Here is a 24,321-nt window from a genome sequence, read left to right on the forward strand (position 1 = left end):
GCAAATGTAACGCGGGCCGAACAGATGTCCGGCCCGCTTTGGGTTAGTTCCAGCCGGATACGGCTTTCACCTCAAGGAATTCCTCGATCCCGAACGCGCCGCCTTCGCGGCCATTGCCGGACTGCTTGTAGCCGCCGAAGGGCGAGCCTTGGGCGAAGCCGGAGCCGTTGGTTTCCACCATGCCCGACCGCAAGCGGCGCGCCACGCGGCGGCGTTTCTCGGTGTCCTCGGTCTGGATATAGTTGGTCAGGCCGTAGGGCGTGTCGTTGGCCATCTCGATGACCTCGGCTTCGCTGTCGAAGGGCATGACGCACAGGACGGGGCCGAAGATTTCTTCCTTGTAGATCGTCATATCCGGCGTCACGTCGGTGAACACTGTCGGCTTCGCAAAGAAGCCGCGGTTCAGCCCGTCGGGGCGGCCAACACCGCCAGCCAGCAGGGTCGCGCCTTCGTCGATGCCCTTCTGGATCAGGTCTTGCACCTTGTCGAACTGCGCCTCGGAGACCAGTGGTCCGATATGGTTGCCGTCCTCGGACGCGGGCGCGACCTTGGTATTCTCGGCGGTTTCCTTGACCTGCGCGACCGCCTCGTCATAGCGGGAGCGTTCCACGAACATGCGGGTCGGTGCGTTGCAGCTTTGGCCGGTGTTGCGGAAGCACCGCATGGCACCATCGCTGGCGGCATTGTCACGCGCGTCGGCGAAGATGATGTTCGCGCCCTTGCCGCCAAGTTCCAGCGATACGCGTTTCAGCGTATCAGCGGCGGCCTTGGTGATAAGCTTGCCCGCGCGGGACGAGCCGGTGAAGGATACCATGTCCACATCCGGATGCGCCGACAGTTGCGAGCCGACACCCGGCCCGTCGCCGTTGACCATGTTGTAGACGCCTGCGGGGAAGCCCGCCTCGTCCATGAACTCCGAGAACAGGATGCCGGAGAGCGGCGCGATCTCGGACGGCTTCAGCACGACGGTGCAGCCAGCGGCCAGCGCGGGGACCACTTTCAGCACGATCTGGTTCATGGGCCAGTTCCAAGGCGTGATGAGGGCGCAGACGCCGATAGGCTCCCGCAGGGTCATTTCGGTGTCGGTGAACGGCGTGTCGAACTCGAAATTCTCGAACGCCTTGATGAAGCCTTCCAGATGCCACGACCCCGCGCCGACCTGCTGTGCACGGGCCAGTTTTTGCGGCGCGCCCATCTCCATGGACATGGCTTGGGCCATTTCCTCGGCGCGGGCGTTGTAGACCTCCAGCAGCTTCTTGATGAGCGCCATCTTCTCGGCTTTGGGGGTGAAGGCCCAATCCTCGAACGCGGCGCGGGCTGCGGCGACGGCGGCATCGGTGTCGGCCTGACTGCCCAAAGAGATCGTTGCGCAAACCTCTTCGTTCGACGGATTGATGACATCAAAGTCGTTCGCGACCGCGGGTGCGACCCATTGACCGTTAATGTAGAAATTCTTGAGATTGGACATGAGGTGCCTCCGTTCGGGGGTGTGTATGGCGATTGCCATCACTATATTGGCACCAGAAATCACAAATGGAAGGAGACCGCCATGGGTCTGCGCATTAACGACACAATTCCCGACATGACCGTAACCACCGATAAGGGCGACATCAGCCTGCACGACTTCGTGGGCGACAGCTGGGCCGTGATCTTTTCGCATCCGAAGGACTTCACCCCCGTCTGCACGACCGAATTCGGCGCGGTAGCCCAACTGGCCGATGAATGGGCCAAGCGCAACACCAAGGTGCTTGGTGTCTCGGTCGACGGTGTGGACGAGCACGTTCAGTGGAAGAAAGACATCGAGAAGGTCGCCGACGCCAAGGCGGAGTTCGCCATCGTCGCGGATGAAGACCTTAAGATGGCCAAGGCTTTCGACATGCTGCCCGCCGAAGCCTACCTGCCGGACGGCCGCACACCTGCTGACAGTGCCACCGTGCGCTCGGTCTTTATCGTGGGGCCGGACAAGCAGTTGAAGCTGTCGATGACCTACCCGATGACCGTGGGCCGCAACTTCGCGGAGATCCTGCGCGCGCTGGACGGGCTGCAAATGGCCGCCAAAGGCGTTGCGACGCCTGCGAACTGGGAACTGGGTCAGGACGTGATTGTGCCGACCTCCGTCAGCACCGAAGACGCCAAGGCGAAATACGGCGACGTGAACGAGGTGCTGCCTTACCTGCGCACGATCAAAGCGCCGGCCTGAGCCTTTTGTTAGCTGAACATGCGAAGGCCGACCCGTTGGGGTCGGCCTTTTGCGTTTGATAGGGCCGGTTCAGCCTAGTGCAGAACGACCTTCGCGCCTTTCGGCACCTGTTGATACAGATGCGCGATATGGGCGTTTGTCAGCCGCACGCAGCCGTTGGAGACCGCTGACGCGATGGTCCAAGGCGCGGACGTGCCGTGGATGCGCAGGAACGTGTCACCCCTGCGCGGCACGAACAGGTAGAGCGCCCGCGCCCCAAGCGGGTTCGCAGGGCCACCGGGCTGGCCGTCTTCCCACTTTTTGTAGGAGGCCGGGTCGCGTTCAATCATTTCCTGCGTTGGGGTCCAGGCGGGCCATTCCTTCTTGGCACCCACGGTAAATGTGCCGGACTCATAAAGCCCCGCACGACCGATGCCGCAAGTGTAGCGGATGGCTTTGCCCTCGGGCAGCGTCCAGTAGAGCGCAAAGGCACGCGGGTCGACATGGATCTCGCCCGCTGGCAGGCCGCCTTGGAGCGTCACGATACGGGGTTTGTATTCCTCCGGCATCACCCAAGCCTTGCGCTGCGCCAGCGCGGGCGTGCCGACGGCTGCGGCGGCGATGGAGGTAGTCAAAAGTGTACGACGGTCAATCATTCTTTATCCCTTCCTTTCCCCTCAAAAACGTCGAAGGGGCGGCGTTGTTTCGGCAGTTTACCCAACATTTGTGTGAAGGGGCAATAAAAGGACTGTGATTGCAGGCCTTGAATTGCAGGGATGCCACGCCACGTTTCCAGACTATGAGCAAAAACCAACTGTTAGCCGCTTTTGCGCTGTTGCTTGCGGGCAACTCCGTCGCGGCGGAGGAGACGCAGATGAAGCTGAATCCCGATTGGGAATACGTCGCGGATGGCGTCATGGGTGGGGTGTCAAGCGGCCGCGCGACCAAGGCAGAGGTCAAGGGCCGTGAGGCGATGCGTCTGCAAGGGCAGGTGTCGTTGGACAACAATGGCGGCTTCGTGCAGATGGCGTTCGATCTTGGGCCGGATGGCGGGGCGTTCGATGCCTCTGAGTGGAGTGGCATCTGGTTAGAAGTTTCGGGCAATCACGAAGAGTACGACCTTCGCCTGCGCACGGATGAGTTGAGCCGCCCGTGGCAATCCTTCCGCGCCGATTTCGTCGCGCCTGAGGAATGGACCGAGATACGGATGCCCTTTACGGATTTCGAGCCGCATCGCACCGACACGGCCCTGAACACGGAGCGCCTGCGCAGGATTGGTGTTCTCGCCATCGGCAGGGAGTTCGAGGCAGATGTCGCCGTCGCCGCTGTTGGTTTATACAAAGACTAGACATGAAAAACCCCGACGTTTCCGCCGGGGCTATTCGCGTGGTGCGATCTGGCGACCCAGACCCTAGGTTAGATAGGTCTGGAAATGTGCCAGCGTCCTGTCCCATGCGAGTTGCGCGGCGGCTTCGTCGTAGCGGGGCGTTGTGTCGTTGTGGAAGCCATGGTTGGCCCCCTCGTAGATATACGCCTCGTAGTTTTTGCCGTGCTCTTTCAAAGCAGCTTCATAGGCAGGCCAGCCCGCATTGATGCGTTCGTCCAGGCCGCCGTAGTGGATCAGAAGCGCTGCCTCGATCGCTGGTACATCCGACGCATCGGGTTGACGTCCGTAGAAGGGCACGGACGCCGCCATATTGGGATAGGCCACCGCCAGCGCGTTGCATACGCCGCCACCATAGCAGAACCCCACCGCCCCAACTTTGCCGGTAGACTCTTCGTGGTTCACCAGAAATTCGAAGGCGGCGAAGAAGTCTTCCATCAGTTTGGCGCCGTCGAGTTCCTTCTGCATGGCACGACCGTCATCGTCGTTGCCGGGGTAGCCGCCCAAGGGCGTCAGCCCGTCCGGCCCGAACGCGAGATATCCCGCCTTGGCGGTGCGGCGCACGACGTCCTCGATATAGGGGTTTAATCCCCGGTTTTCGTGGATCACCAGCACGGCGGGCAGCTTGCCTGTGGCCCCGGCGGGCTTGGCCATGAGGCCCTTGATTGTGCCGTGGCCGTCGGGGCTTTCATATTCGACGGTCATGGTTTCGATGTCGGGATCATCGGGCGCGACTTGCTGGGCCAGCGCGTAATTCGGCTGAAGGCTTTCCAGAACTGCGGCAGCGGTGACACCTGCCGCCACATATTTGGTCGCGTTGGACAGAAACGCCCGTTTGGTCATCTTGCCGTGGACGTAACCGTCATAGAGTTCCAGTAGACGGGGGTCGAAGTCGGAGGCTTTCTTGCGTTGCATTGGAGTAGCTCCTTGGTTGGATGAGAATATAGTAACGCTGAACTTCAATGCGCCAAGGCTCACTTTCCGCCGTACAAAAAAAGCCCCGACGTTTCCGCCGGGGCTTGTGATTTTCAGGATCGGACGGGATTTACTCCTCTACCGCTTCCTCTTTCTTGACCTCTTCGCCGGTTTCCTGATCGACGACTTTCATCGACAGGCGCACCTTGCCGCGATCGTCGAAGCCCAGCAGCTTGACCTTCACTTCCTGGCCCTCTTTGAGGACGTCGGACGGATGGTTCAGGCGGCGGTTTTCGATCTGGGAAACGTGCACCAGACCGTCGCGCTTGCCGAAGAAGTTCACGAAGGCGCCGAAGTCGACGATCTTCACAACGGTGCCGGTATAGACGGCACCTTCTTCCGGCTCGGCCACGATCGAGTGGATCATGTCATAGGCCTTCTTGATCGCGTCGGCGTTTGGTGATGCGATCTTGATGATGCCGTCGTCATTGATGTCGACCTTGGCACCGGACACTTCCACGATTTCGCGGATGACCTTGCCGCCGGAGCCGATGACTTCGCGGATTTTATCCGTAGGTACCTGCATCGTCTCGATGCGCGGAGCGTGCTCGGAGAAGGAGCCAGCCGAGGACAGCGCCTTGTTCATTTCGCCCAGGATATGCAAACGGCCCTCTTTGGCCTGCGCCAAAGCGGTTTTCATGATCTCGGGCGTGATGCCTGCAACCTTGATGTCCATTTGCAAGGACGTGATGCCGTTCTCGGTACCCGCAACCTTGAAGTCCATGTCGCCAAGGTGGTCTTCGTCACCCAAGATGTCGGACAGAACCGCGTAGGAGCCGTCGTCTTCGAGGATCAGGCCCATGGCCACACCGGCAACCGGTGCTTTCAGTGGAACGCCAGCGTCCATCATGGACAGGGAGCCACCGCAGACCGACGCCATGGAGGACGAGCCGTTGGATTCGGTGATCTCGGAGACCAGACGGATGGTGTAGGGGAAGTCGGTTACCGGAGGCAGAACTGCCTGAAGCGCGCGCCATGCCAGCTTGCCGTGACCGATTTCACGACGGCCGGGAGGGCCGAAGCGACCAACTTCACCAACCGAGTAGGGCGGGAAGTTATAGTGCAGCAGGAAGTTCGACTTATACATGCCTTGCAGGCTGTCGATCATCTGCTCGTCGTCGCCGGTGCCCAGCGTGGTCACAACCAGACCCTGGGTCTCGCCACGGGTGAACAGCGCGGAGCCGTGGGTCCGTGGCAGCAAGCCAACTTCGCTCACGATGTCGCGGATCTCGTCGAGGTTACGCCCGTCGATACGCTTCTTGTTCTTCACCACATCGCCACGCAGAACGGTGGATTCGAGCTTCTTGAGCGCGGCACCAAGGTTTTCGTCTTCCAGCTGCTCTTCGGACAGACCTTCTTTCGCGGTCTCCTTGGCAGCAGAAACAGCGGCGGTGCGCTCTTGCTTGTCGGTGATTGCGTAGGCGGCACGCATGGCTTCCTCACCGGATTTCTTCACGGCCTCGTAGAGGTCGGAATAGTCGGGGGCCTGGAAGTCGAACGGCTCTTTCGCGCAGTCTTCCGCGAAGTCGATGATCAGGTCGATGGCGGGCTGGATCTGCTCATGGGCAAATTCCACGGCACCCAGCATTTCGTCCTCGGTCAGCTCGTAGGCTTCCGATTCCACCATCATCACGGCGTCTTTGGTGCCGGCGACGACGAGGTCCAGACGCTGGTCAGGGTTCTGACGCAGGTTGTGCATGTCGTCCATTTCAGGGTTCAGGATGTACTCGCCATCCTCAAAGCCTACGCGGCAAGCCGCAATCGGACCCATGAACGGCGCGCCGGAGATCGTCAGCGCGGCGGAGGCCGCGATCATCGCAACCATGTCAGGGTCGTTGACCAGATCGTGGGACAGCACGGTGCAGATCACCAGAACTTCGTTTTTGAAGCCGGGGACGAACAGCGGGCGGATCGGACGGTCGATCAGACGCGATGTCAGGGTTTCTTTCTCGGTGGGGCGGGCCTCACGCTTGAAGAAGCCACCGGGGATTTTACCCGCGGCGTAGTATTTCTCGTTGTAGTGGACGGTCAGGGGGAAGAAGTCCTGACCCGGCTTTTGCGCTTTCGCAAAAGTCACGGCGGCCATCACGGAGGTCTCGCCGTAGGTAGCAATCACGCAGCCGTCTGCCTGACGGGCAATCTTGCCGGTTTCGAGTGTCAGCGTTTCTTCGCCCCACTCGATGGATTTTTTAGTCACATTGAACATGTATCGTTTCCTATCAGGGAGCACTCCCGGCCTTCCGGGTCTCCCGTTTGAATGGCGGCCCCATTGCCGCCGACCCCAATCCTTTGCATGAGCGCCGGGGTCAGGGCGCACAGTCTCAGATGTGCGGCGTATATAGAGGTTTTATGCGTTTGGGAAGGGGTACGACGACCGGCCGTCGCGAACGCTCTAGGCCTGCCTGCCGCGTGGCAGCTTGGTGATGCCGTAAGCCTTGCGGGCAGTGACCAGCCGAAGGTCCTCGGGGTCCATGCCAAGGCTCATGATCGTCTCGCGGTCGTAGCGCTCCTTGGCTGTAGCCTGATCGAAGCCTGTGCCGAACAGGCGGTCGATCCAGCCCATCCCGAAGCTGACATGGAAGGTCGCGTCGTGGTCCTGGAAGTGGTGGACCAGATGGCTTTGGGTGATCTTGCGCCCGAACCAGCCTTTCTCGACCTTCAGGTGGGCAAGGGTGTGGCAGTATTCGTAGAAGGTGAATGCGCTGATGGAGCCGACGAACAGGGCCACCGCCGCGAAGGCAGCCGCAGGTGCCAGACCGGTGAAGGGCCACAGCACAACGGTATGCCCGACGAAAGAGATCAGCGCGAAGCGGACTGCATACCAGTGGTCATCGCCGGTAAAGAACTCCGCGTCTGTGGGGAATTCGTGGTGCGAGATGTGGGCGCGGTAGAGCTCGTTGAAGGTCGATTGCCGCGTGGGCGGCTCGCGGTGATAGACGAAGCGGTGCATCACGTATTCGGTGAGGAATTGCAGCACCATCCCATAGGCAATCGCCAGCAGGAACCAAGGCGAGAACGCGAAGACCAGAACCGCCACACCTGCCAGCCACAAGGGGAACAGGCGATGTAGCGTTCCCATGTTGATGAGTACGCGGAATGTTTCACGCATAGTAGAGTCCTCCCAAACCGAGCTACTTTTGCGATCAAAGGACACCAACTGCATCATATCAAGAATGACGTCACGTTTCCACGCGGGGCGGAATGCGAAAAGGCCGCGCTCTGTTTCAGAGCGCGGCCTTTTGTGAATTTCTACCGTGTGTGGCCCGCAGGTTTTCTGCGAAAACCGCTACACTACACCCGTCGTATCTTCAATACGACGTTAGCGGCGGATACCCAACTTCTTGATCAGGTCTTGGTAACGGGCCTCGTCCTTCTTCTTGGTGTAATCCAGAAGCTTACGACGCAGGGCAACCATCTTCAAAAGGCCACGACGACCGTGGTTGTCTTTCTTGTGGGTTTTGAAGTGCTCGGTCAGGGTGGTGATGCGCGAGGTCAGGATGGCGACTTGGACTTCGGGCGAACCGGTGTCGCCCTCTTTGGTCGCGAATTCTTTCATCAGGCGTGTTTTTTCTTCAGCGGTGATCGACATCGGGGTCTCCTTTGCAGGTTAGTGTGAATGGCGCAGGCCGGGATGTCGTCCAGCAAGGCCCGTGGAGTGCTCCGCAGATTGACAGCGGATGGGCGCGTATAGGGCGAATGGGCTGAAAAGGAAAGCCCGAATCTTGGTGCGGACTGCTGCTTCTCGGGGCGGCGAACGCCCCGGTTTGGTGCCGGTATTGCGGCCAAATTTGCGCCGCTGTGGCGGTTGTTCTGCCAATGGAAACAAACGCATGCGCCCGACAGGAGTTTGGCGAAATCATGACGATTCAGGTGGCATCCCTATGACAGGTTAACATATGGTTAAAATGTAGAAATTTTGTAACGATCCTATCGTGGAGTAAATGGTATGCTGGGAGTGGTTGGGCTGTTGGCCCTTGTCGGATTGCTGGGGGCGATCTTTGATTCTGATGACGGCGGTGGAACTACAGACGGCGACACGTCCGAGCCACCCAACCCTGGCGGCCTGATCGGCACCAATAACGCCGACACCCTGACCGGCACCATAGACATCGACATCATGGAAGGCCACGGGGGCGACGACGTGATCTATGGCTTAGAGAGCGGCGACACCATCGCGGGCGGGATTGGCGATGACACGGTGTTTGGCGGCGACGACGACGACGATCTGCGCGGCGGGGATGGCAATGATGACATCGCGGGCGAAGCGGGCGATGACGAAATTAACGGCGGCGATGGCAATGACCGGATCGCGGGCGGCGACGGTGACGACACCATTCTTGGCGCGGATGGTGACGATATAGTCATCGGCGAAGGTGGCGCGGATACGGCTCGCGGCGGTGCGGGGAGCGACCTCATATCTGGCGGTTTGGGCAACGATCTGCTCGAGGGCGGCGACGGTAACGACCGGCTTGCCGGTGACGAAGGCGACGACAGGTTGCAGGGTCAGGCCGACAACGACAGCTTGCTTGGCGGGGCCGGTGACGACGTCCTTGCAGGTGGCGCGGGGAACGATTTCCTTGACGGCGGCGCGGGCGAAGACATCGTGGGCGGCGGCCTCGGCGATGACATTCTTGGCGGCGGCCTTGACGAAGACCTTGTGCGCGGCGGTCAGGGCAATGACTTCGTTTTCGGCACCTTCTTTAATGGCGGAGACGAGATCGACGGCGCCGACAACCTCTATGGGAACGAGGGCAACGACTTCATCTATATCGGCAATTTCGACACGGCATTCGGCGGTGAGGGTGCCGACACCTTTGCTACGGGCACGTTCATCAACGCAGGCTCCGCCGGGGCGGTGAGTGATTTCGACCCTGCCGAGGACCAGATAGAGCTGCGCTACAGCGGCGCGATTGCGCCGGTGGTGACCATCGTCAACAACGCGGACGGCTCGGCGGATGTCGCTATGGACGGTGATGTCGTGCTCAGGGTGACAACGCCGGGCAGCTTGACTGTCGCGGACATTGCCTTGGTGAATTCGCTGAACGTCGAGCCGACGATTTCGGCGGGCGCGGGTGTTCCGGTGGTGGCCCCTCCGGTCATTGTCGCGCCACCAGCCTAAGCCACCTAAACCTCAGTCCGACCTGAAAAACGCCCCGAAGCAGTCGAGCACCGCTTCGGGGTTTTCTTCCATGACGAAGTGGCCGCTGACGCAAGAGCGGTCGCTGACGTCATTGGCCCAGTTGCGCCACAGCGCAGCGGGATCGCCCGTTTGACCCGGAAAGCCGCCCTCTGCCCACAGAAACCGCAACGGCGCCGCGATCTTGCGGCCCGCCGCGCGGTCGGCATCGTCCAGCGCGCGGTCGAACGTCGCGCCCGCACGGTAGTCGGCGCACATGGCATGGATATGCGCGGGATCGCGGGCCTGCGCGCGGTAGCTTTCCAAGGCCGCTTCAGGGAAGACATCCAGCGATTTGGCGTTAACCCAACTTTTCAGCGTGTGGTCGATATAGGCGACCGGATTGGCGTTAATCATGTTCTCCGGCAAAGGATGCGGCTGCGCGAGGAAGGTCCAGTGGTAGGCGTTGTAAGCCAGCTCCGCGTTCCATGACTGCCAGAAATCGCCGGTGGGGACGATCTCGATAATGCCCAGCCGACTCAAGCGCTCGGGGTGGTCCAGCGCGAAGCGATAGGCCACGCGCCCGCCGCGGTCATGACCCAGAACATGCGCACGGTCATGGCCGAAATGATCCAGCACCGCCACAAGGTCCAGCGCCATCTGCCGCTTGGAATAGGTGGCGTGGTTGGCGCTGTCGTCGAAGGGGGCATCGCTGTCGCCATAGCCGCGCAGGTCCGGCACGATGCAGGTGAAGTCGCGGGTGAACGCGGGCGCGATGCCCTGCCAGCACATGTGGTTCTGCGGGTAGCCGTGGAGGAACACCAGCGCCGGACCGCTGCCGCCGACATGGACCGAGATGTTCACGTCATCCGATTTCACCTCATGGCGTGCCCCACAATTCGGGCTGTTGCGTGTAGGCGATATACAGCGGGTGCTTCGGGTGCCCTGCCTTGCTGAGCCCCAAATGATATAGCGGGTTACCGGTCGACCGCATCAGCGCCTCGACCTGCGGGCCGCGGCTCAGATGCTCCCCATGGGTGCCCCAAGCGGCGACGACGGTGTCGGCCCAGTTGCAAGCCTCGGCAATGGAGGCATCATTGGCGGGGCCGATGGGCTCCGCCGCCTTGCGCATCTTGTGCGGGTCGGTGTCGCGCCACGCGAAGATGTTGCAGACCCGGAACGCGCCGAAGCCCAAGGCGCGGGCGCGACGCTCGCAGCGCTCCACGGTGGGGTCGTTCTGCACTTCGGTCGCGGTAGACGGGTTCAACATGACGAAAGACACCTTGCGGCCGCCCTCGTCCCAGACGCGGGTCAGGGCGTAGCGGTAGCGTTCGCAGTCGGAATACAACGCTGTAGAGGCCGCATCGCCCTTGAGATGTGTGCGGGTAATCATGGGCCAGCTTGTGCCAGCCTGTGCCGGGCGGATCAAGTCTCAGGCCGTATTGAACACCCGCGACGGATGCAACTCGCCCGCCTTGTAGCGCCCCACGGCGACCGCCTGCCCGTTCAGCGAGGCCCACGCTTCGTCGCCATATTGCACATCTGTCGCGATCACCATGCCGGGGTTGCCGTTGCGCAGCTTGGTCGCTCCGCTTTCCGTGGTGGGCAGTTCCGGCAGGTCCGCCAGGCCGATTTCCAGCGGGCCGAGGAAGTCCATGATCGCGTCGGTTTTGGCGACCGCTTCGAGTTCTTCCAGCGTCACGCCGTCCTCGACGTCGAACGGGCCGGACCAGATGCGGCGCAGCTCGCGGACATGGCCGAAGCAGCCAAGCGCCTCTCCCAGATCCCGCGCGATGGCGCGCACGTAGCCACCTTTGCCGCAGACCATTTCCAGCGTGACGTGGTCGGGGTCGGGACGTTCGATCAGCGTCAGGCTTTCGACGAAAAGCGGGCGGGCGGCGATCTCCACGTCTTCGCCGTCGCGGGCCAGCTTGTAGGCGCGTTGCCCGTCGATTTTCACGGCGGAGAACTTCGGCGGCACCTGCATGATCTCGCCCGTCAGCGCGGGCAGGGCGGCGGCGATTTCGTCATCAGATGGGCGCGTGCCGCTTTCCGACAGCACCTCGCCGTCCGCGTCGTCGGTGTTGGTGGCTTGCCCCAAACGCACCGTGAAGCGGTAAGCCTTCATCGCGTCGGTCACATAAGGCACCGTTTTCGTCGCCTCGCCCAAAGCCACGGCCAGAACGCCGGTCGCATCAGGGTCCAGCGTGCCGGCATGGCCCGCCTTCTTGGCGTCGAACGCCCAGCGCACCTTGTTGACCACCGAGGTGGACGTGATCCCGGCGGGTTTGTCGATGACGACCCAACCTGAAATGTCGCGACCTTTTTTGCGGCGTCCCATGATGTGCTCCTGCTTTATAGAAGGGTCGGGTGCTATTGCGGGCCGTGGCGGGCGTCAATGGTTATTGCGACGGCAGCCCTTGTCCGATGATCGGCCCCATGCGCGGCCCCGCGTCGGAGCGGCCAAGCTCCGCCGAGAACAGGCGCGACACGGTCCCGTCCAGAAAAAGCGCGTTTGGGCTGTCGAGCTCATCGCGAAACAAGGTGGCCATGTCATGAAATCGCACGAACCCGTTAGAGATGACAAAGTGCGGGCGGCCCTGCGTGTCGACGCCGACTCCGTTGCGGCGTTTCTTGGAGGTACTGTCGGGCGTAAATTTCGGGTGTAGCTTGCCGTCGATCACAAACATCGGGCCGGATTGCGTGGCGATACGACAAGTCGGTGTGTTCGCTGCGTAGGCGCGGCTTTCGATCACCTGCGCGGTTTGCCCTTCAACGCAAAACACCCCGTTCGGCAGCAGGCCGAAATTGCCCGGTCCCTCGCGGGTCACCAGACGGGCCTGCTCTGAGTAGTCGGAGATGAACAGCCCCACCGCGCGGCGGTCTTCGTGGAACATGCCGCCGTTCATGGCGAAGGTCAGGGTTTTGCCCTGCTCGGCCAGATACTCTTCCAGACTGAAGAACTCGCCGATGACGAGGCCGTCATTGTCGTTGAGCCAAAGGCCCAGCGTGGCGGGGTTGTCGACTGTGCAAACCGTGTAGCTATCCCCCAAATGCGAAACATCGCGGCAACCATCGGCCAGCGCGGGGGAAGCCAGCAGGCAGGCGAGCGCGGCGGCGCTAATCCTCGCCAGCATCGTCATCAGACGCCAGATCGCGGCGCACCGCCTCGCTGGCAAACAGACGGTTCGTCTCGTCCATCCGGTCGAACGTATCGTCGAGCATGAAGCGGATATCGGGCGAGTGCTTCACTGACATCTGTTTGGTGATCGCGTGGCGGATTTCACCCTTGTTGCGGGCCAGCGCCTGTAACGCCTCTTCCTTATCCTTGCCACCCAAGGGCAGCACGAAGGCCGTAGCGATGCGCAGGTCGGGGGTGACGCGCACCTCGCTCACGGTGATCGACATGCGGTTGAGGTCAGGGTCGTGGATTTCCCCGCGGCTGAGAACTTCCGACAGGGTGCGCCGGATCAGCTCGCCCACGCGAAGTTGCCGTTGAGATGGGCCCGCGCCCGCGAATTTTGAGTTCTTAGCCATAGGGTGGGACTTAAGCCCCTTGCCAGCGCCTTGCAACAGGTCCTACACCGCTTGGGCTACTGATAAAGAGGGTTTCGCCATGACAGGTATCGTGATCACCGGCGCGTCAGGCCGTATGGGCCAGATGCTGATCGAGACCGTTCGGGCCTCTGACCACGCGCATTTGGTGGGTGTGACGGAACGCGAAAGCCACCCGTGGGTCGGGCAGGACCTGGGTGTGGCGATGGGACAGGCCGAAATGGGCGTGCCCGTGGTGTCCGACGCGGCCGAGGTCGTGAAGGACGCGCAAGCGATCATTGATTTCACCACGCCTGCTGCGACCGTTGCCATGGCGGAGCTGGCCGCACAGGCCCGCGTGGTGCATGTGATCGGGACCACCGGCCTCAGCGACGCCGATCTTGCCAAGATCAAAGCCGCCGCCCGCCACGCGCCGATTGTGCGCGCCGGCAACATGAGCCTTGGGGTGAACCTGTTGGTGCAACTGACCAAGAAGGTCGCCGCCGCACTGGACGAGGACTACGACATCGAAGTCGTGGAGGCGCACCACCGCCACAAGGTCGACGCGCCGTCCGGCACCGCCCTGATGCTAGGCGAGGCCGCCGCCGAGGGGCGCGGTGTGGATTTGAACGACGTCAAAGACAGCGGCCGCGACGGCATCACCGGTGCGCGTAAACGTGGCGATATCGGGTTTTCTGCCATCCGTGGCGGAGACATCGTGGGAGAGCATGACGTGATCTTCGCCGCCGACGGCGAACGCATCGTGCTGCGCCACCTCGCCACCGACCGCGCGGTCTTCGCCCGCGGAGCGCTTAAGGCCGCACTGTGGGGGCAGGGCAGGGGGCCGGGTGAGTACGATATGCTGGATGTGTTGGGGCTTTAGGGTTTGGAGGGCTGCTGGGACCTTTTTGCCGTTCAATACTCCCGAAGCCGAAGCACCACTAGTTTACATGGCCCAAAACCAAAATCCCCAAAGGTATCAGATGAACCACAACAACAATAAGCCAGACTCTCACGTTGCATACGGAGCGGCCATGGATGGCATGGCAGCTCTGGCTGCCAGCGTTGCAATAGTTGGTCGCTATTGGTGGAATGTTCAGATGCAAATATTGCAGAAAATCGGACTTATGTCGCTTTTCAAGGCTAACTGGTGGCTGTTTTTAGTCGTTGGGTTTCTTTTATTGGCGTTCTTGTTTCCGCTGGGGGTTGCATTCATTGTAAGCTCTTGGTCCGCTGGTCAGATGGACCCGAAGGCGGAGGCTGATTTCATCGTACCGCTACGGCATGAAGAGCATGATGCAGATTTTCCCACCGACCTAGACAATGATCGAGCAGATTTAATGTCTCCTCTTGAGCATGGCTTGGATGACGATCGGCTAAACGAGGTATATGATGCAGCAGGTATTTATCACATTAGTTTTCTTCGTTCTCTGGAACATGACGTTGCCGATGCTGAGTTTGCGGCGGCGGCTCTGGGCGCGTTCGATGGTACGGTACAAGCCTTTGAGTTAGGGCTTAACGACCTTGATATGATGACTATGGGGTCGGCTTTCATCGTCAGACAACTCAAGAACTTAGGCCGTTTGAATGAAGTTGATCCTGAAAGAATAGCTGAGTTGACCACAGATGCGATGACCTCCGATGCTTTGGAGCAAACAAGAGGACGGGCTGGTCAAGTCGCTTACACAATGCATATGGCGCTGAGAAATAATGAGTTGCTTTAAGCTCAAGGCGATATCCCCCCAAAAAGCGGCCGCAATTCCTTTATGTTCCCAATCGCCATACCGCACGGACTCTGGCTCGTCGCGACCACCCAACTTGTCTGACAACTCCAGATCACCCGGTTGCCTTCTCTTGTGCAGTGCCTCTTCCAATGCCTGTGGGGTCTGGGCCAAGGTTTGGATGAATGCGATATGCTGGGCTTGCCGCGCTTATAGCCCCCAACTGATCCAACCCGCCCAACATGCCGTAACACTCCCGTAGCCACCGGGAGAATGACGCCATGACCGCTCTTAGACGCTCATCTTACGCCGCCGCCTTTCTGGCATGCATGGCGCTGCCTGCTGCGGCGTTCGAGCGTATCTCGACCAAGTCGGAATTTGTGCAGACCGTCAGTGGGAAAAACCTCACCATTTTCGGGATATCGGTTAGCGTCCAGCCGGACGGGGCTATTGGCGGAAGAGCCTACGGGCGCAAGGTGAAGGGCCAGTGGCAGTGGCGTGACGGCTTCTTTTGCCGTGATCTGTTCTGGGGGGACATGGACCTCGGGCCGAATTGTCAGGTCGTGAAAGTCCATGGGGACGTGATCCGGTTCCGCTCCGACAAGGGCACGGGGCGTTATGCCGATCTGACGATGCGCTGATCTAGAAGTCGACCGCAATCCCCTTGCGCTCCCAGTCGCCGTAGCGGACTGGCTCCGGCCCTTCGCGGCCACCCAGCTCTGGCGGCAAATTCAGGTCTTTCTCGGCCTTCTTGCGCGCGGCGGCTTCTTCCAATGCGCGAATGGCCTCTGGGGGCAGGTCTTGCTTGTCCGTCATGTCCCGCGTCCTTGTTCCGGTCCTGCTCTTGATATACGGCCCATTGGCAAGGAGACAAGTATGGCGCGACACGACACCTCATCCCCGTCCGGCCTTCATGCCCGCCGTGCAGCGGTTCAACTGCTGCGGGGTGTGCTGGAGGAAAAGGAACAGCTTTCCGTTCTGCTGGGCAGTGGCGTTCTCGACCGGCTGGAGCCTGCCGACCGCGCGCGGGCGCAGCGTCTGGCGACGACGACCTTGCGGGAGGTGGGGCGGGCCGATGTGGTAATCTCTCAATTCGTCGAGAAGATGCCACCGGATGTGGCTTTGAACATCCTGCGTTTGGCGGTGGTGGAATTGTGCGTCGAGGGAGAAGCACCCCACGGTGTCGTGGACAGTGCGGTGAACCTGATGAAACGCTCCGGTCGCTCGCCCCGCATGGCGGGGTTGGCGAATGCGGTGCTGCGCAAGGTGGCGACCGAGGGGCCGCAGATGTGGCCGGATATTCCGCCCTCGCGGATGCCCAAATGGCTGCGCCCGCGCGTGGTGCATTTGTTTGACGAGGCGACGGTGGAAACCATCGAGGCCGCGCATCTGGCGGGCGCGCCCTTGGACATCACGCTACGCGACGAGACCAAAGCCGAATACTGGGCCGAACAATTGGGCGCGGAGGTGCTGCCGACGGGATCGTTGCGGATAAACGGTTCTGTTCAGGTGACCGACCTGCCGGGGTTCGAGGAAGGCGCCTGGTGGATACAGGACGCCGCCGCCGCCATCGCCGCCCGCATGTTGAACGCCCAGAAGGGCGAGGTGGTGCTGGACATGTGCGCCGCCCCGGGCGGCAAGACGATGCAACTGGCGGCAAGCGGCGCGGAGGTGACCGCGCTGGACATTTCGCCAGAGCGGATGATGTGGGTCGAGGAGAACCTGCAACGTACCGGCCTGACCGCCAAGCTGATTGTGGAGGACGCGCTGAACGCGCCGGACGATGTGCTCTACGACGCAATCCTGCTGGACGCGCCATGTTCGGCCACCGGCACGATCCGGCGGCACCCTGATCTGCCCTACGTGAAAGATGGCAAACAACTGAACGAGTTGTTCGCCCTGCAAGCGGACATGATCGACACCGCCGTGAGCCTGTTGAAGCCGGGTGGGCGGCTGGTGTTCTGCACATGCTCGCTGCTGTTCGACGAGGGGGAGCGTCAGGCGAAAACGGCGATGGAACGGCACGGGTTGACCGAAATCGAGACCGATCTGAAAGGTGTGGAGCCCGAGTGGCGCAGCCGCGTAGGTGGGCTGCGCCTGTCGCCAAGCTACTGGCCCGACCGTGGCGGAATGGACGGTTTTTTCATGATTGCGCTGCGCAAGCCCGAATAATCGGTGACAGGTTTGCCTCGTCTGCGTAGAATTGCGGACAAAAGAAGCAGACGAAAAGTCGGTGATATGGGCATTGAGGCGAAAGCCGCGCCACCCGCAGGGTTGGAGCGTAATCTTACGTTTATGGACAAGCTGCACGCACGGTTGAGCACCATGCGCGCGCAGGCGACCGGGTTTGTCTCGCAGCCTGAACCGCGCACCATCGGCTCCTACGCCAAGGGCAAGCAGCTTGCGGCAGGCAACTTCCAGTTCGGCGGGCATCTGGTGCAGGCTGAAGGGCGGTCCCTCTGGGCGATCACTCCGCCCGATGCGATGTATGAGGCAGAGTTGCACGGGTTCACATGGCTCGACGATCTGGCATCGGTCGGGGACCGCGCCTCGCGCCTGATGGCGCAGCAATGGGTCCACGAGTGGATCGCTCTCTACGGGCGTGGACGCGGGCTTGGCTGGTCGCCTGATCTGACCGGCCGCAGGTTGATCCGCTGGATCAACCACGCGCTGTTCCTGATGAATGGTCAGACACCTGAGACGAACGATCTGTATTACAAGTCACTCGCGCATCAGACGGCCTATCTGGGCCGCCGCTGGTCCGTGGCGTCGCGTGGTTTGCCACGGTTCGAGGCGCTGACCGGGCTGCTATATGCGTCGCTCAGTCTTGGCGGAATGGAACGGTATGCGACGCCGTCCACCAATGCGCTGGCGCGCGAATGCGCGGATCAGATCGACGCGGACGGGGGTATTCCGACGCGCAACCCCGAGGAATTGCTGGAGGTTTTTACCCTGCTCACGTGGGCGGCGGCTGCGCTGTCCGAGGCGGGCCGCACGCCCTTGCCAGCCCATCTTGACGCAATCCAGCGCATCGCGCCGACCCTGCGCGCGTTGCGTCACGCCGATGGCGGCCTTGCGCGGTTCCACGGCGGCGGGCGCGGGTTGGAGGGACGGCTGGACCACGCCTTGGCAGCGTCCGGTGTGAAGGCGTCGCATCTGGAGGGGCTGGCAATGGGCTATGCGCGCCTGACGGGCGGCAGGACCACAGTGATTGCGGACGTTAGCGCTCCGCCCGCCCTAAACGCATCGCGCGCAGCCCATGCCAGCACGCTTGCGTTCGAGTTGACCTCCGGTCGCCGTGCGTTGATCGTCAATTGCGGGTCCGGCGCACCGTTCGGTGCGGAGTGGCGCAGGGCAGGGCGGGCGACGCCGTCGCATTCGACCTTGTGTATCGACGGCGTGTCCTCGGCCAAGCTGACGGCGCATCCGCAAGGCGAATTCCTGACCTCCGGCCCCAAAAAGGTGACGGAGCACCGGAAGGCCACCGAAGACGCGACAGAGCTGGTCGCGAGCCATGACAGCTATTGCGGCGAATACGGCCTGACCCATGTGCGCAAGATGGAAATCAGTCTCGACGGGCGGCGGGTTACCGGCGAGGACACGCTGGCGGCCTTGTCCGACCCCGACCGCGTCCGGTTCGAGGCGCATATGGACAAAATCTCGCTACAGGGTGTTCCGTATTCGGTCCGCTTCCATTTGCATCCTGAAGTGGATGCCTCGCTTGATATGGGCGGCACGGCGGTATCATTGGCGCTGAAAAGCGGTGAGGTTTGGGTGTTCATGCCGTCCCATTCGGCGAAAATGACGATTGAACCGAGCGTTTATCTGGAAAAAGGACGATTAAAGCCGCGTGCGTCCAAACAGATCGTTTTATCCTCCCGCGTGATGGAGTATGCGAGCCAGGTCAGTTGGTCTTTGGCAAAAGCGCAGGACACTCCGTCGTATCTGCGCGACGTCGACGAGGGCCTTGAGCTGGCACTGAATTGATTGCTGCTTGAGCTTTAAGGACCCCTATGACCGATCTCGTTCCCGTGCGCCGCGCACTGCTTTCCGTCTCCGACAAAACCGGCCTGATCGACTTCGCCCGCGCCTTGGTAGGGCATGGGGTCGAGTTGTTGTCCACTGGTGGTACCGCTGCCGCGATCCGTGATGCAGGGTTGGACGTGAAAGATGTTTCCGAAGTCACGGGCTTCCCCGAGATGATGGACGGGCGCGTGAAAACGCTGCACCCGATTGTGCATGGCGGTCTTTTGGCACTGCGCGACGATGAGGGGCATGTAGGCGCAATGAAAGAGCATGGTATCGGCGCGATCGAACTGTTGGTGGTGAACCTCTATCCGTTCGAGGAAACGGTGGCCAAGGGTGCCGATTACGCGACCTGCATCGAGAATATCGACATCGGCGGGCCCGCGATGCTGCGCTCTGCCGCGAAGAACCACAAGTTTGTGAACGTGGTGACGGATGTGCAGGACTACGAGGCCGTGCTGGGCGAGATGGCAGACAACGACGGCGCGACCTCCTACGCATTCCGCCAGCGTCTGGCGTTGACCGCGTATTCGCGCACGGCGGCCTACGACACGGCGGTGTCCGGCTGGATGGCAGGCGCTTTGGGTGAAACGCCACGCCGCAAGTCCTTTGCGGGCAGTTTGGCGCAAACTTTGCGTTATGGCGAAAACCCGCATCAGCAGGCGGCGTTTTACACCGACGGCTCTGCCCGCCCCGGCGTGGCGACAGCGCAGCAACATCAGGGCAAGGAGTTGTCCTATAACAACATCAACGACACCGACGCCGCGTTCGAGTTGGTGGCGGAGTTCGACCCCAAGGACGGCCCTGCCGTGGCTATCATCAAGCACGCCAACCCGTGTGGCGTGGCGCGTGGCGCATCCGTGGCTGAGGCCTACCAGAAGGCGTTTGAATGTGACCAGACCAGCGCGTTTGGCGGAATTATTGCGGTGAACCAGCCTTTGGACGGTGAAACCGCCGAAGCCATCAGCGGCATCTTTACAGAGGTGGTGATCGCGCCCGGCGCAGATAACGACGCGCGCGCGATTTTCGCCAAGAAGAAAAACCTGCGTCTGCTGACCACGGACGGCCTGCCTGATCCGGTCGCCGCCGCGCTGACGGTCCGGCAGGTCTCGGGCGGGTTGCTGGTGCAGGACAAGGACAACGGCCGCATCATGGCGGGCGATCTGAAGGTCGTGACCAAACGCGCACCGACCGAACAGGAGCTTTCCGACATGCTGTTTGCGTGGCGGGTGGCTAAGCACGTAAAGTCGAACGCGATTGTTTACGTTAAAGACGGCGCGACCGTCGGCATCGGCGCGGGCCAGATGAGCCGCGTCGACAGCTCCCGCATCGCGGCACGTAAGGCGCAGGACGTGGCCGAGCTTTTGGGCTTGCCGCAGCCGCGCACGATTGGCTCCGCCGTGGCATCGGACGCGTTCTTTCCATTTGCAGATGGGCTACAGACCGCCGCCGAGGCCGGTGCGACCGCGCTGATCCAGCCCGGCGGCTCCATGCGAGACGATGAAGTGATCGCCGCCGCCGACGAGTTGGGGCTGGCCATGGTTTTCACCGGCATGCGTCATTTCCGGCACTGATATGCGGGTCATTCTTCTCTCCGCGCTGGCCGTCTTCGGGATCGACCAGCTGTCCAAATGGGCCGTGGTTCACAAGATGAACCTGCTTGAGCGGCTGTCGGTAGACGTGCTGCCCCCGCTTTTGAATTTCCGCATGGGGTGGAATACCGGCATCAATTTCGGCCTGTTCTCCGACAGCCCCGAAATCATGCGCTACGTGCTCATCGTGCTGGCGGTTGGGGTGTCGGGGTTCCTTTTGTGGTGGGGCAATCGCAATCTTGGCCGCACAATCACGCAGATGGGGGCCGGCGCAATCATCGGCGGCGCGCTGGCGAATGCGCTGGACCGGGTGATTTACGGCGCAGTGGCGGATTTTCTCAACATGTCGTGTTGTGGCATCGACAACCCGTATACGTTCAATATCGCCGATATCGGCATCTTCGCAGGGGCTTTCGCGCTGGTTGCTTTCGATGACACGAAGGGTGAGCAGAAGGGGGGGTAAAGAAGCCTCGTGACGCCCGCGCCGGATTGGGTTAAAACACCCTCAAAAGAAGAGCAGGAGTGGTCTTTCATGCAACGCAAAGCGATGATCCTTGTCGGGATGGTCGGCGCCGCACTGGCGCTGTCGGCGTGTGACCGCAACAAACAGCCCCAGTTGCTGAACGTGAAATCCAATCAGGAAGGCGGGCCGGATGAATTCGCGGTGCTGCCCAACAAGCCCCTGACCCTGCCCGACAATTACAACGCCTTGCCCGCGCCCACCAAGGGCGGCAGCAACCGCACGGACGTGACGCCGCTGCAAGATGCTGTCGTGGCACTTGGCGGCAACCCCAACGCGGGTATCAGCGATGGTGCGCTGGTCAACCATGCGTCGCGCTTTGGTGTGACACCGAATATCCGGACGGCGCTGGCAACTGAGGATCTGGAGTTCCGCCGCAAGAATGATGGACGGCTTCTGGAGCGCCTGTTCAACGTGAACGTCTACTTCAAGGCGTACCGCAAGCAGTCGCTGGACCAATACGCCGAGCTTGAGCGTCTGCGTCGCCTTGGTGTGCGCACCAACTCCGCACCGCCAGAAGGCTACGAGTAGCCGACCGGTCACAAGCGCGTGGCTGCGGTTGAATTCTGCGCCAGTCATGTCATGTCTTTACAGAATTGTGCTTTTGAAGGGATGCTTTATGCGCCGTCTGATTGCTTGCCTGCTTGCCCCGGCCTTTATAGTGTTTCCCGCGCTCGCGGCTGAGAAGATCACCACGTTCACCTTGGACAACGGCTTGGAAGCTGTCGTTCTGGAAGACCACCGCGCACCGGTCGTCGTGCATATGCTGTGGTACAAGGCAGGGGCCGCAGACGAAGCGCCGGGCGTCTCGGGCGTCGCGCATTTCCTAGAGCATCTGCTGTTCAAAGCTACCGAGGAGATGGAGGCGGGCGAGTTCTCCGCCGTGGTGGAGGCCAATGGCGGTTCCGACAACGCGTTCACGTCGTATGACTATACAGCCTACCACCAACGCATCGCAGCCGACCGGCTGGAGTTGATGATGAAGATGGAGGCCGACCGGATGCGCAACATCCAGTTGACCGAAGAAGACATCGTGACGGAGCGCAAGGTCATCCTGGAAGAGCGCGCGCAGCGGACCGACAGCGACCCCGGAGCGTTGTTTTCCGAGCAGCGCAACGCGGCGCAGTATTTGAACCATCCCTACGGTATTCCGGTCATCGGCTGGCGACACGAGATGGAGCAACTCAGCCGTGAAGATGCGTTGGCGTTCTATGAAAAATATTACGCGCCCAACGCCGCCGTTCTGATCGTTGCGGGCGATGTGGACCCCGACGAGGTGAAGGCTTTGGCCGAGACCTATTACGGTCCGCTGGAACCGACGGTGGATTTGCCCGAACGCGAGCGCCCCGCAGAGCCGCCACAACTGGCAGAGCGTCGTATAATTTTTGAAGACCCGCAGGTCGCGCAACCCTATGTCATACGCAGCTACACCGCGCCGGAACGCGACGCGGGCGATCAGGAAACTGCCGCCGCGTTGACCATTCTGGCGGAACTTTTGGGCGGGTCAGGTCGCACCTCCGTGCTGGGCCGCGCGCTTCAGGTGGACAGCAACAAGGCGGTCTACACCTCCGCGTTCTATTCGGGCGTCAACTATGACGACACGACCTTCGGCATGTTCATGGTCCCCGCGCCGGGCCTGAGCCTGCAAGAAGCGGAGGACGAGATGGACGCCGTGGTCGCCCAGTTCATGCAGGACGGTATCGACGGGGCGCATCTGGAACGGGTGAAGTCGCAAATTCGTGCCTCGTTGATCTATGCTCAGGATGACGTGGCCTCGCTGGGCCGCGAATATGGCGCGGCGCTGACCTCGGGGTTGACCGTACAAGACGTACAGGACTGGCCCGCCATTCTGGACGCCGTGACCGAGGACGACATCATGAACGCCGCTCGTATGGTATTGGGCCGCGAAAAAGCGGTGACCGGCTGGTTCCGCAAGCCGCTTGAGCAGGAGGTGTCCCAATGATCCGCGTTGTATTGACGACTTGTTTCGCGCTGATCGCCCTGCCTGCTGCGGCGATCGACATCAAGGAAGTGACGTCACCGGGAGGCATCAAGGCGTGGCTGGTCGAGGAGCATTCGATCCCGTTCACCGCACTTGAAATCCGCTTCAAAGGCGGGGCGTCGCTGGACCGCGAGGATAAGCGTGGCGCGGCGCATCTGATGTCAGGTCTCTTGGATGAAGGTGCGGGCGAGCTGGATTCGACCGAGTTCGCCTCCGCGGCCGAGGCGCTGGCGTTGAAATACGGGTTCGACGCCTCGTCCGACAGCTTTTCGGTGTCGGCGCAGTTCTTGACCGAAAACCGCGATGCGTCCGTTGATCTGCTGCGCAAGGCGATCAACGAGCCGCGCTTTGACCAGCCCGCCGTTGACCGCGTGCGGGGGCAGGTGTTGTCGATTATTGCCTCCGAGGAGGAGGACCCGAACGACATTGCCAGCAAAACCTTTGCCGCGCTGGCCTATGGCGACCACCCTTACGCGACGAAGCTGGAAGGCACTGCCGAGTCTGTGACCGCCCTGACCCGCGAGGATTTGATCCAGTCGCACCAAGACTTGTTGACCCGCGACAGGGTTTTCGTGGGTGCAGTGGGTGACATTACCGCTGAGGAGCTGGGCGTCATACTGGACGAACTGCTCGGAAATCTGCCCGAAACGGGGCCTGACTTGCCCGGTCCTGCGCCTTTCCTGCTGGACGGTGGCGAGACCATCGTGCCGTATGACACCCCCCAATCCGTGGCGATTTTCGGACATGAGGGAATCGAGCGCGACGACCCGGATTTCTTTGCGGCCTATGTGATGAATCAGGTTCTGGGGTCCGGTGGCTTCGGCTCTCGGCTCATGGACGAAGTGCGCGAGAAACGCGGGCTGACATATGGGGTCTATTCGTATCTGGTGCTGCGGGAGCATGTGAATCTGGTGATGGGGCAGGTGTCGTCCTCAAACGACAGCGTGGCCGAGGCGATCTCGGTCATTCGTGGCGAATGGGCGAAAATGGCCGATGAGGGCGTGACTGCGGAAGAGTTGGAGAGGGCAAAGACCTACCTGACCGGGGCTTATCCGCTGCGGTTCGACGGCAACGCGCGGATTGCCAACATACTTGCCGCGATGCAGTTTGACGACCTTCCAATCGGCTACATCGACAGCCGCAACGACCAAGTCGAGGCGGTCACGCAGGATGACATCAAAAGCGTTGCAAAGCGGTTGCTGAAGCCCGAGAACCTGCATTTTGTGGTGGTTGGCCAGCCAACGGGATTGGATGCCTCGAACTAACAAAGCC

General features: G+C 61.3%; 25 protein-coding genes and 1 pseudogene. 13 read left to right on the forward strand and 13 right to left on the reverse strand.

Annotated elements, in window-relative coordinates:
- Positions 1 to 43 precede the first annotated feature (43 nt).
- Positions 44 to 1,468 carry an aldehyde dehydrogenase family protein gene (locus THALAR_RS17340; protein ID WP_021102908.1) on the reverse strand — a complete coding sequence of 475 codons (1,425 nt, stop codon included), beginning with the start codon at positions 1,466 to 1,468 and terminating at the stop codon, positions 44 to 46.
- A gap of 81 nt (positions 1,469 to 1,549) precedes the next feature.
- On the opposite strand from THALAR_RS17340, the gene THALAR_RS17345 reads away from it, so the two are divergent.
- The gene (locus tag THALAR_RS17345; protein ID WP_021102909.1) at positions 1,550 to 2,200 is read left to right on the forward strand and encodes a peroxiredoxin; all 651 of its coding nucleotides are present in this window, start codon (positions 1,550 to 1,552) and stop codon (positions 2,198 to 2,200) included.
- A gap of 74 nt (positions 2,201 to 2,274) precedes the next feature.
- Here the strand turns inward: THALAR_RS17345 and THALAR_RS17350 are convergent, their stop codons facing one another.
- Positions 2,275 to 2,835, reverse strand: coding sequence for a L,D-transpeptidase (locus tag THALAR_RS17350; RefSeq protein ID WP_021102910.1), 561 nt, complete (start codon positions 2,833 to 2,835; stop codon positions 2,275 to 2,277).
- A 143-nt stretch (positions 2,836 to 2,978) separates the two neighbouring features.
- Between THALAR_RS17350 and THALAR_RS17355 the strand changes: the two genes are divergently transcribed.
- Positions 2,979 to 3,527, forward strand: coding sequence for a CIA30 family protein (locus THALAR_RS17355; RefSeq protein ID WP_322786917.1), 549 nt, complete (start codon positions 2,979 to 2,981; stop codon positions 3,525 to 3,527).
- 63 nt (positions 3,528 to 3,590) lie between these two features.
- Here THALAR_RS17355 and yghX read toward each other — a convergent pair whose 3' ends face one another.
- The 4 genes from yghX to rpsO form a co-directional block, all read right to left on the reverse strand.
- Positions 3,591 to 4,478: a YghX family hydrolase gene (yghX, locus tag THALAR_RS17360; RefSeq protein ID WP_021102912.1), complete on the reverse strand. Its 888-nt coding sequence runs from the start codon at positions 4,476 to 4,478 to the stop codon at positions 3,591 to 3,593.
- 130 nt (positions 4,479 to 4,608) lie between these two features.
- Positions 4,609 to 6,744 carry a polyribonucleotide nucleotidyltransferase gene (gene pnp, locus THALAR_RS17365; protein ID WP_021102913.1) on the reverse strand — a complete coding sequence of 712 codons (2,136 nt, stop codon included), beginning with the start codon at positions 6,742 to 6,744 and terminating at the stop codon, positions 4,609 to 4,611.
- Between the two features lie 186 nt (positions 6,745 to 6,930).
- On the reverse strand, positions 6,931 to 7,647 hold the full coding sequence (locus THALAR_RS17370) for a sterol desaturase family protein (RefSeq protein WP_021102914.1): 717 nt from the start codon (positions 7,645 to 7,647) through the stop codon (positions 6,931 to 6,933).
- A gap of 210 nt (positions 7,648 to 7,857) precedes the next feature.
- The gene (gene rpsO / locus THALAR_RS17375) at positions 7,858 to 8,127 is read right to left on the reverse strand and encodes a 30S ribosomal protein S15 (protein ID WP_021102915.1); all 270 of its coding nucleotides are present in this window, start codon (positions 8,125 to 8,127) and stop codon (positions 7,858 to 7,860) included.
- Between the two features lie 357 nt (positions 8,128 to 8,484).
- Between rpsO and THALAR_RS17380 the strand changes: the two genes are divergently transcribed.
- Positions 8,485 to 9,657, forward strand: coding sequence for a calcium-binding protein (locus tag THALAR_RS17380; protein ID WP_051153798.1), 1,173 nt, complete (start codon positions 8,485 to 8,487; stop codon positions 9,655 to 9,657).
- Between the two features lie 12 nt (positions 9,658 to 9,669).
- Here THALAR_RS17380 and THALAR_RS17385 read toward each other — a convergent pair whose 3' ends face one another.
- The 5 genes from THALAR_RS17385 to rbfA all read right to left on the reverse strand — a co-directional run bounded on the left by THALAR_RS17385 (position 9,670) and on the right by rbfA (position 13,191).
- Positions 9,670 to 10,533 (reverse strand): alpha/beta fold hydrolase, encoded by an 864-nt coding sequence (locus THALAR_RS17385; protein ID WP_021102917.1) that lies wholly within the window; start codon positions 10,531 to 10,533, stop codon positions 9,670 to 9,672.
- A gap of 1 nt (position 10,534) precedes the next feature.
- The gene (locus THALAR_RS17390) at positions 10,535 to 11,047 is read right to left on the reverse strand and encodes a DUF1643 domain-containing protein (protein ID WP_040819178.1); all 513 of its coding nucleotides are present in this window, start codon (positions 11,045 to 11,047) and stop codon (positions 10,535 to 10,537) included.
- 39 nt (positions 11,048 to 11,086) lie between these two features.
- Positions 11,087 to 11,995 (reverse strand): tRNA pseudouridine(55) synthase TruB, encoded by a 909-nt coding sequence (truB, locus tag THALAR_RS17395; RefSeq protein WP_021102919.1) that lies wholly within the window; start codon positions 11,993 to 11,995, stop codon positions 11,087 to 11,089.
- Positions 11,996 to 12,056: 61 nt separating this feature from the next.
- On the reverse strand, positions 12,057 to 12,797 hold the full coding sequence (locus THALAR_RS17400; protein WP_051153802.1) for a phosphodiester glycosidase family protein: 741 nt from the start codon (positions 12,795 to 12,797) through the stop codon (positions 12,057 to 12,059).
- Positions 12,775 to 13,191: a 30S ribosome-binding factor RbfA gene (gene rbfA, locus THALAR_RS17405; RefSeq protein ID WP_040819180.1), complete on the reverse strand. Its 417-nt coding sequence runs from the start codon at positions 13,189 to 13,191 to the stop codon at positions 12,775 to 12,777. The genes THALAR_RS17400 and rbfA overlap by 23 nt, the downstream gene beginning before the upstream one ends.
- 79 nt (positions 13,192 to 13,270) lie before the next feature.
- Here rbfA and dapB point away from each other — a divergent pair, with 79 nt between their 5' ends.
- Together dapB and THALAR_RS18900 are read left to right on the forward strand one after the other, a co-directional pair.
- Positions 13,271 to 14,071: a 4-hydroxy-tetrahydrodipicolinate reductase gene (dapB, locus tag THALAR_RS17410; protein WP_021102922.1), complete on the forward strand. Its 801-nt coding sequence runs from the start codon at positions 13,271 to 13,273 to the stop codon at positions 14,069 to 14,071.
- A gap of 100 nt (positions 14,072 to 14,171) precedes the next feature.
- The gene (locus THALAR_RS18900) at positions 14,172 to 14,912 is read left to right on the forward strand and encodes a hypothetical protein (RefSeq protein ID WP_040819183.1); all 741 of its coding nucleotides are present in this window, start codon (positions 14,172 to 14,174) and stop codon (positions 14,910 to 14,912) included.
- Between the two features lie 39 nt (positions 14,913 to 14,951).
- Here THALAR_RS18900 and THALAR_RS19050 read toward each other — a convergent pair.
- Positions 14,952 to 15,083: pseudogene (locus THALAR_RS19050) on the reverse strand (DUF1674 domain-containing protein); the annotation flags it as partial.
- Positions 15,084 to 15,190: 107 nt separating this feature from the next.
- Here THALAR_RS19050 and THALAR_RS17420 point away from each other — a divergent pair.
- On the forward strand, positions 15,191 to 15,550 hold the full coding sequence (locus THALAR_RS17420; RefSeq protein WP_040819186.1) for a hypothetical protein: 360 nt from the start codon (positions 15,191 to 15,193) through the stop codon (positions 15,548 to 15,550).
- A gap of 1 nt (position 15,551) precedes the next feature.
- Here the strand turns inward: THALAR_RS17420 and THALAR_RS17425 are convergent, their stop codons facing one another.
- Positions 15,552 to 15,725, reverse strand: a complete 174-nt coding sequence (locus THALAR_RS17425) for a DUF1674 domain-containing protein (protein ID WP_021102924.1) — start codon at positions 15,723 to 15,725, stop codon at positions 15,552 to 15,554.
- 60 nt (positions 15,726 to 15,785) lie between these two features.
- On the opposite strand from THALAR_RS17425, the gene THALAR_RS17430 reads away from it, so the two are divergent.
- From THALAR_RS17430 to THALAR_RS17460, 7 genes are all read left to right on the forward strand, one after another.
- The gene (locus tag THALAR_RS17430) at positions 15,786 to 17,081 is read left to right on the forward strand and encodes an RsmB/NOP family class I SAM-dependent RNA methyltransferase (protein ID WP_021102925.1); all 1,296 of its coding nucleotides are present in this window, start codon (positions 15,786 to 15,788) and stop codon (positions 17,079 to 17,081) included.
- Between the two features lie 66 nt (positions 17,082 to 17,147).
- The gene (locus THALAR_RS17435; RefSeq protein WP_021102926.1) at positions 17,148 to 18,896 is read left to right on the forward strand and encodes a heparinase II/III family protein; all 1,749 of its coding nucleotides are present in this window, start codon (positions 17,148 to 17,150) and stop codon (positions 18,894 to 18,896) included.
- A gap of 26 nt (positions 18,897 to 18,922) precedes the next feature.
- On the forward strand, positions 18,923 to 20,509 hold the full coding sequence (purH, locus tag THALAR_RS17440; protein ID WP_021102927.1) for a bifunctional phosphoribosylaminoimidazolecarboxamide formyltransferase/IMP cyclohydrolase: 1,587 nt from the start codon (positions 18,923 to 18,925) through the stop codon (positions 20,507 to 20,509).
- Between the two features lies 1 nt (position 20,510).
- Positions 20,511 to 20,990, forward strand: a complete 480-nt coding sequence (gene lspA / locus THALAR_RS17445; RefSeq protein WP_021102928.1) for a signal peptidase II — start codon at positions 20,511 to 20,513, stop codon at positions 20,988 to 20,990.
- Between the two features lie 69 nt (positions 20,991 to 21,059).
- Positions 21,060 to 21,578 carry a DUF3035 domain-containing protein gene (locus THALAR_RS17450; RefSeq protein ID WP_051153804.1) on the forward strand — a complete coding sequence of 173 codons (519 nt, stop codon included), beginning with the start codon at positions 21,060 to 21,062 and terminating at the stop codon, positions 21,576 to 21,578.
- A gap of 88 nt (positions 21,579 to 21,666) precedes the next feature.
- Positions 21,667 to 23,010 (forward strand): M16 family metallopeptidase, encoded by a 1,344-nt coding sequence (locus tag THALAR_RS17455; RefSeq protein ID WP_021102930.1) that lies wholly within the window; start codon positions 21,667 to 21,669, stop codon positions 23,008 to 23,010.
- Entirely contained in the window at positions 23,007 to 24,314 is a 1,308-nt protein-coding gene (locus THALAR_RS17460) for a M16 family metallopeptidase (protein ID WP_021102931.1), read from the forward strand. The genes THALAR_RS17455 and THALAR_RS17460 overlap by 4 nt, the downstream gene beginning before the upstream one ends.
- Positions 24,315 to 24,321 lie beyond the last annotated feature (7 nt).

Origin of the sequence: Litoreibacter arenae DSM 19593 (genome assembly GCF_000442275.2) — a bacterium.
Taxonomy (GTDB): domain Bacteria; phylum Pseudomonadota; class Alphaproteobacteria; order Rhodobacterales; family Rhodobacteraceae; genus Litoreibacter; species Litoreibacter arenae.

What these genes read in the sequence shown, in the direction of transcription:
- THALAR_RS17430 (WP_021102925.1), top strand. Translation starts at nt 15,786, where the DNA reads ATGGCGCGACACGACACCTCATCCCCGTCCGGCCTTCATGCCCGCCGT.
- THALAR_RS17420 (WP_040819186.1), top strand. Translation starts at nt 15,191, where the DNA reads ATGACCGCTCTTAGACGCTCATCTTACGCCGCCGCCTTTCTGGCATGC.
- THALAR_RS17400 (WP_051153802.1), bottom strand. Translation starts at nt 12,797, where the DNA reads ATGACGATGCTGGCGAGGATTAGCGCCGCCGCGCTCGCCTGCCTGCTG.
- rbfA (WP_040819180.1), bottom strand. Translation starts at nt 13,191, where the DNA reads ATGGCTAAGAACTCAAAATTCGCGGGCGCGGGCCCATCTCAACGGCAA.
- THALAR_RS17435 (WP_021102926.1), top strand. Translation starts at nt 17,148, where the DNA reads ATGGGCATTGAGGCGAAAGCCGCGCCACCCGCAGGGTTGGAGCGTAAT.
- pnp (WP_021102913.1), bottom strand. Translation starts at nt 6,744, where the DNA reads ATGTTCAATGTGACTAAAAAATCCATCGAGTGGGGCGAAGAAACGCTG.
- THALAR_RS17460 (WP_021102931.1), top strand. Translation starts at nt 23,007, where the DNA reads ATGATCCGCGTTGTATTGACGACTTGTTTCGCGCTGATCGCCCTGCCT.
- THALAR_RS17455 (WP_021102930.1), top strand. Translation starts at nt 21,667, where the DNA reads ATGCGCCGTCTGATTGCTTGCCTGCTTGCCCCGGCCTTTATAGTGTTT.
- yghX (WP_021102912.1), bottom strand. Translation starts at nt 4,478, where the DNA reads ATGCAACGCAAGAAAGCCTCCGACTTCGACCCCCGTCTACTGGAACTC.
- lspA (WP_021102928.1), top strand. Translation starts at nt 20,511, where the DNA reads ATGCGGGTCATTCTTCTCTCCGCGCTGGCCGTCTTCGGGATCGACCAG.
- THALAR_RS17380 (WP_051153798.1), top strand. Translation starts at nt 8,485, where the DNA reads ATGCTGGGAGTGGTTGGGCTGTTGGCCCTTGTCGGATTGCTGGGGGCG.
- rpsO (WP_021102915.1), bottom strand. Translation starts at nt 8,127, where the DNA reads ATGTCGATCACCGCTGAAGAAAAAACACGCCTGATGAAAGAATTCGCG.
- THALAR_RS17370 (WP_021102914.1), bottom strand. Translation starts at nt 7,647, where the DNA reads ATGCGTGAAACATTCCGCGTACTCATCAACATGGGAACGCTACATCGC.
- truB (WP_021102919.1), bottom strand. Translation starts at nt 11,995, where the DNA reads ATGGGACGCCGCAAAAAAGGTCGCGACATTTCAGGTTGGGTCGTCATC.
- THALAR_RS18900 (WP_040819183.1), top strand. Translation starts at nt 14,172, where the DNA reads ATGAACCACAACAACAATAAGCCAGACTCTCACGTTGCATACGGAGCG.
- THALAR_RS17340 (WP_021102908.1), bottom strand. Translation starts at nt 1,468, where the DNA reads ATGTCCAATCTCAAGAATTTCTACATTAACGGTCAATGGGTCGCACCC.
- THALAR_RS17390 (WP_040819178.1), bottom strand. Translation starts at nt 11,047, where the DNA reads ATGATTACCCGCACACATCTCAAGGGCGATGCGGCCTCTACAGCGTTG.
- THALAR_RS17450 (WP_051153804.1), top strand. Translation starts at nt 21,060, where the DNA reads ATGCAACGCAAAGCGATGATCCTTGTCGGGATGGTCGGCGCCGCACTG.
- THALAR_RS17350 (WP_021102910.1), bottom strand. Translation starts at nt 2,835, where the DNA reads ATGATTGACCGTCGTACACTTTTGACTACCTCCATCGCCGCCGCAGCC.
- purH (WP_021102927.1), top strand. Translation starts at nt 18,923, where the DNA reads ATGACCGATCTCGTTCCCGTGCGCCGCGCACTGCTTTCCGTCTCCGAC.
- dapB (WP_021102922.1), top strand. Translation starts at nt 13,271, where the DNA reads ATGACAGGTATCGTGATCACCGGCGCGTCAGGCCGTATGGGCCAGATG.
- THALAR_RS17345 (WP_021102909.1), top strand. Translation starts at nt 1,550, where the DNA reads ATGGGTCTGCGCATTAACGACACAATTCCCGACATGACCGTAACCACC.
- THALAR_RS17425 (WP_021102924.1), bottom strand. Translation starts at nt 15,725, where the DNA reads ATGACGGACAAGCAAGACCTGCCCCCAGAGGCCATTCGCGCATTGGAA.
- THALAR_RS17355 (WP_322786917.1), top strand. Translation starts at nt 2,979, where the DNA reads ATGAGCAAAAACCAACTGTTAGCCGCTTTTGCGCTGTTGCTTGCGGGC.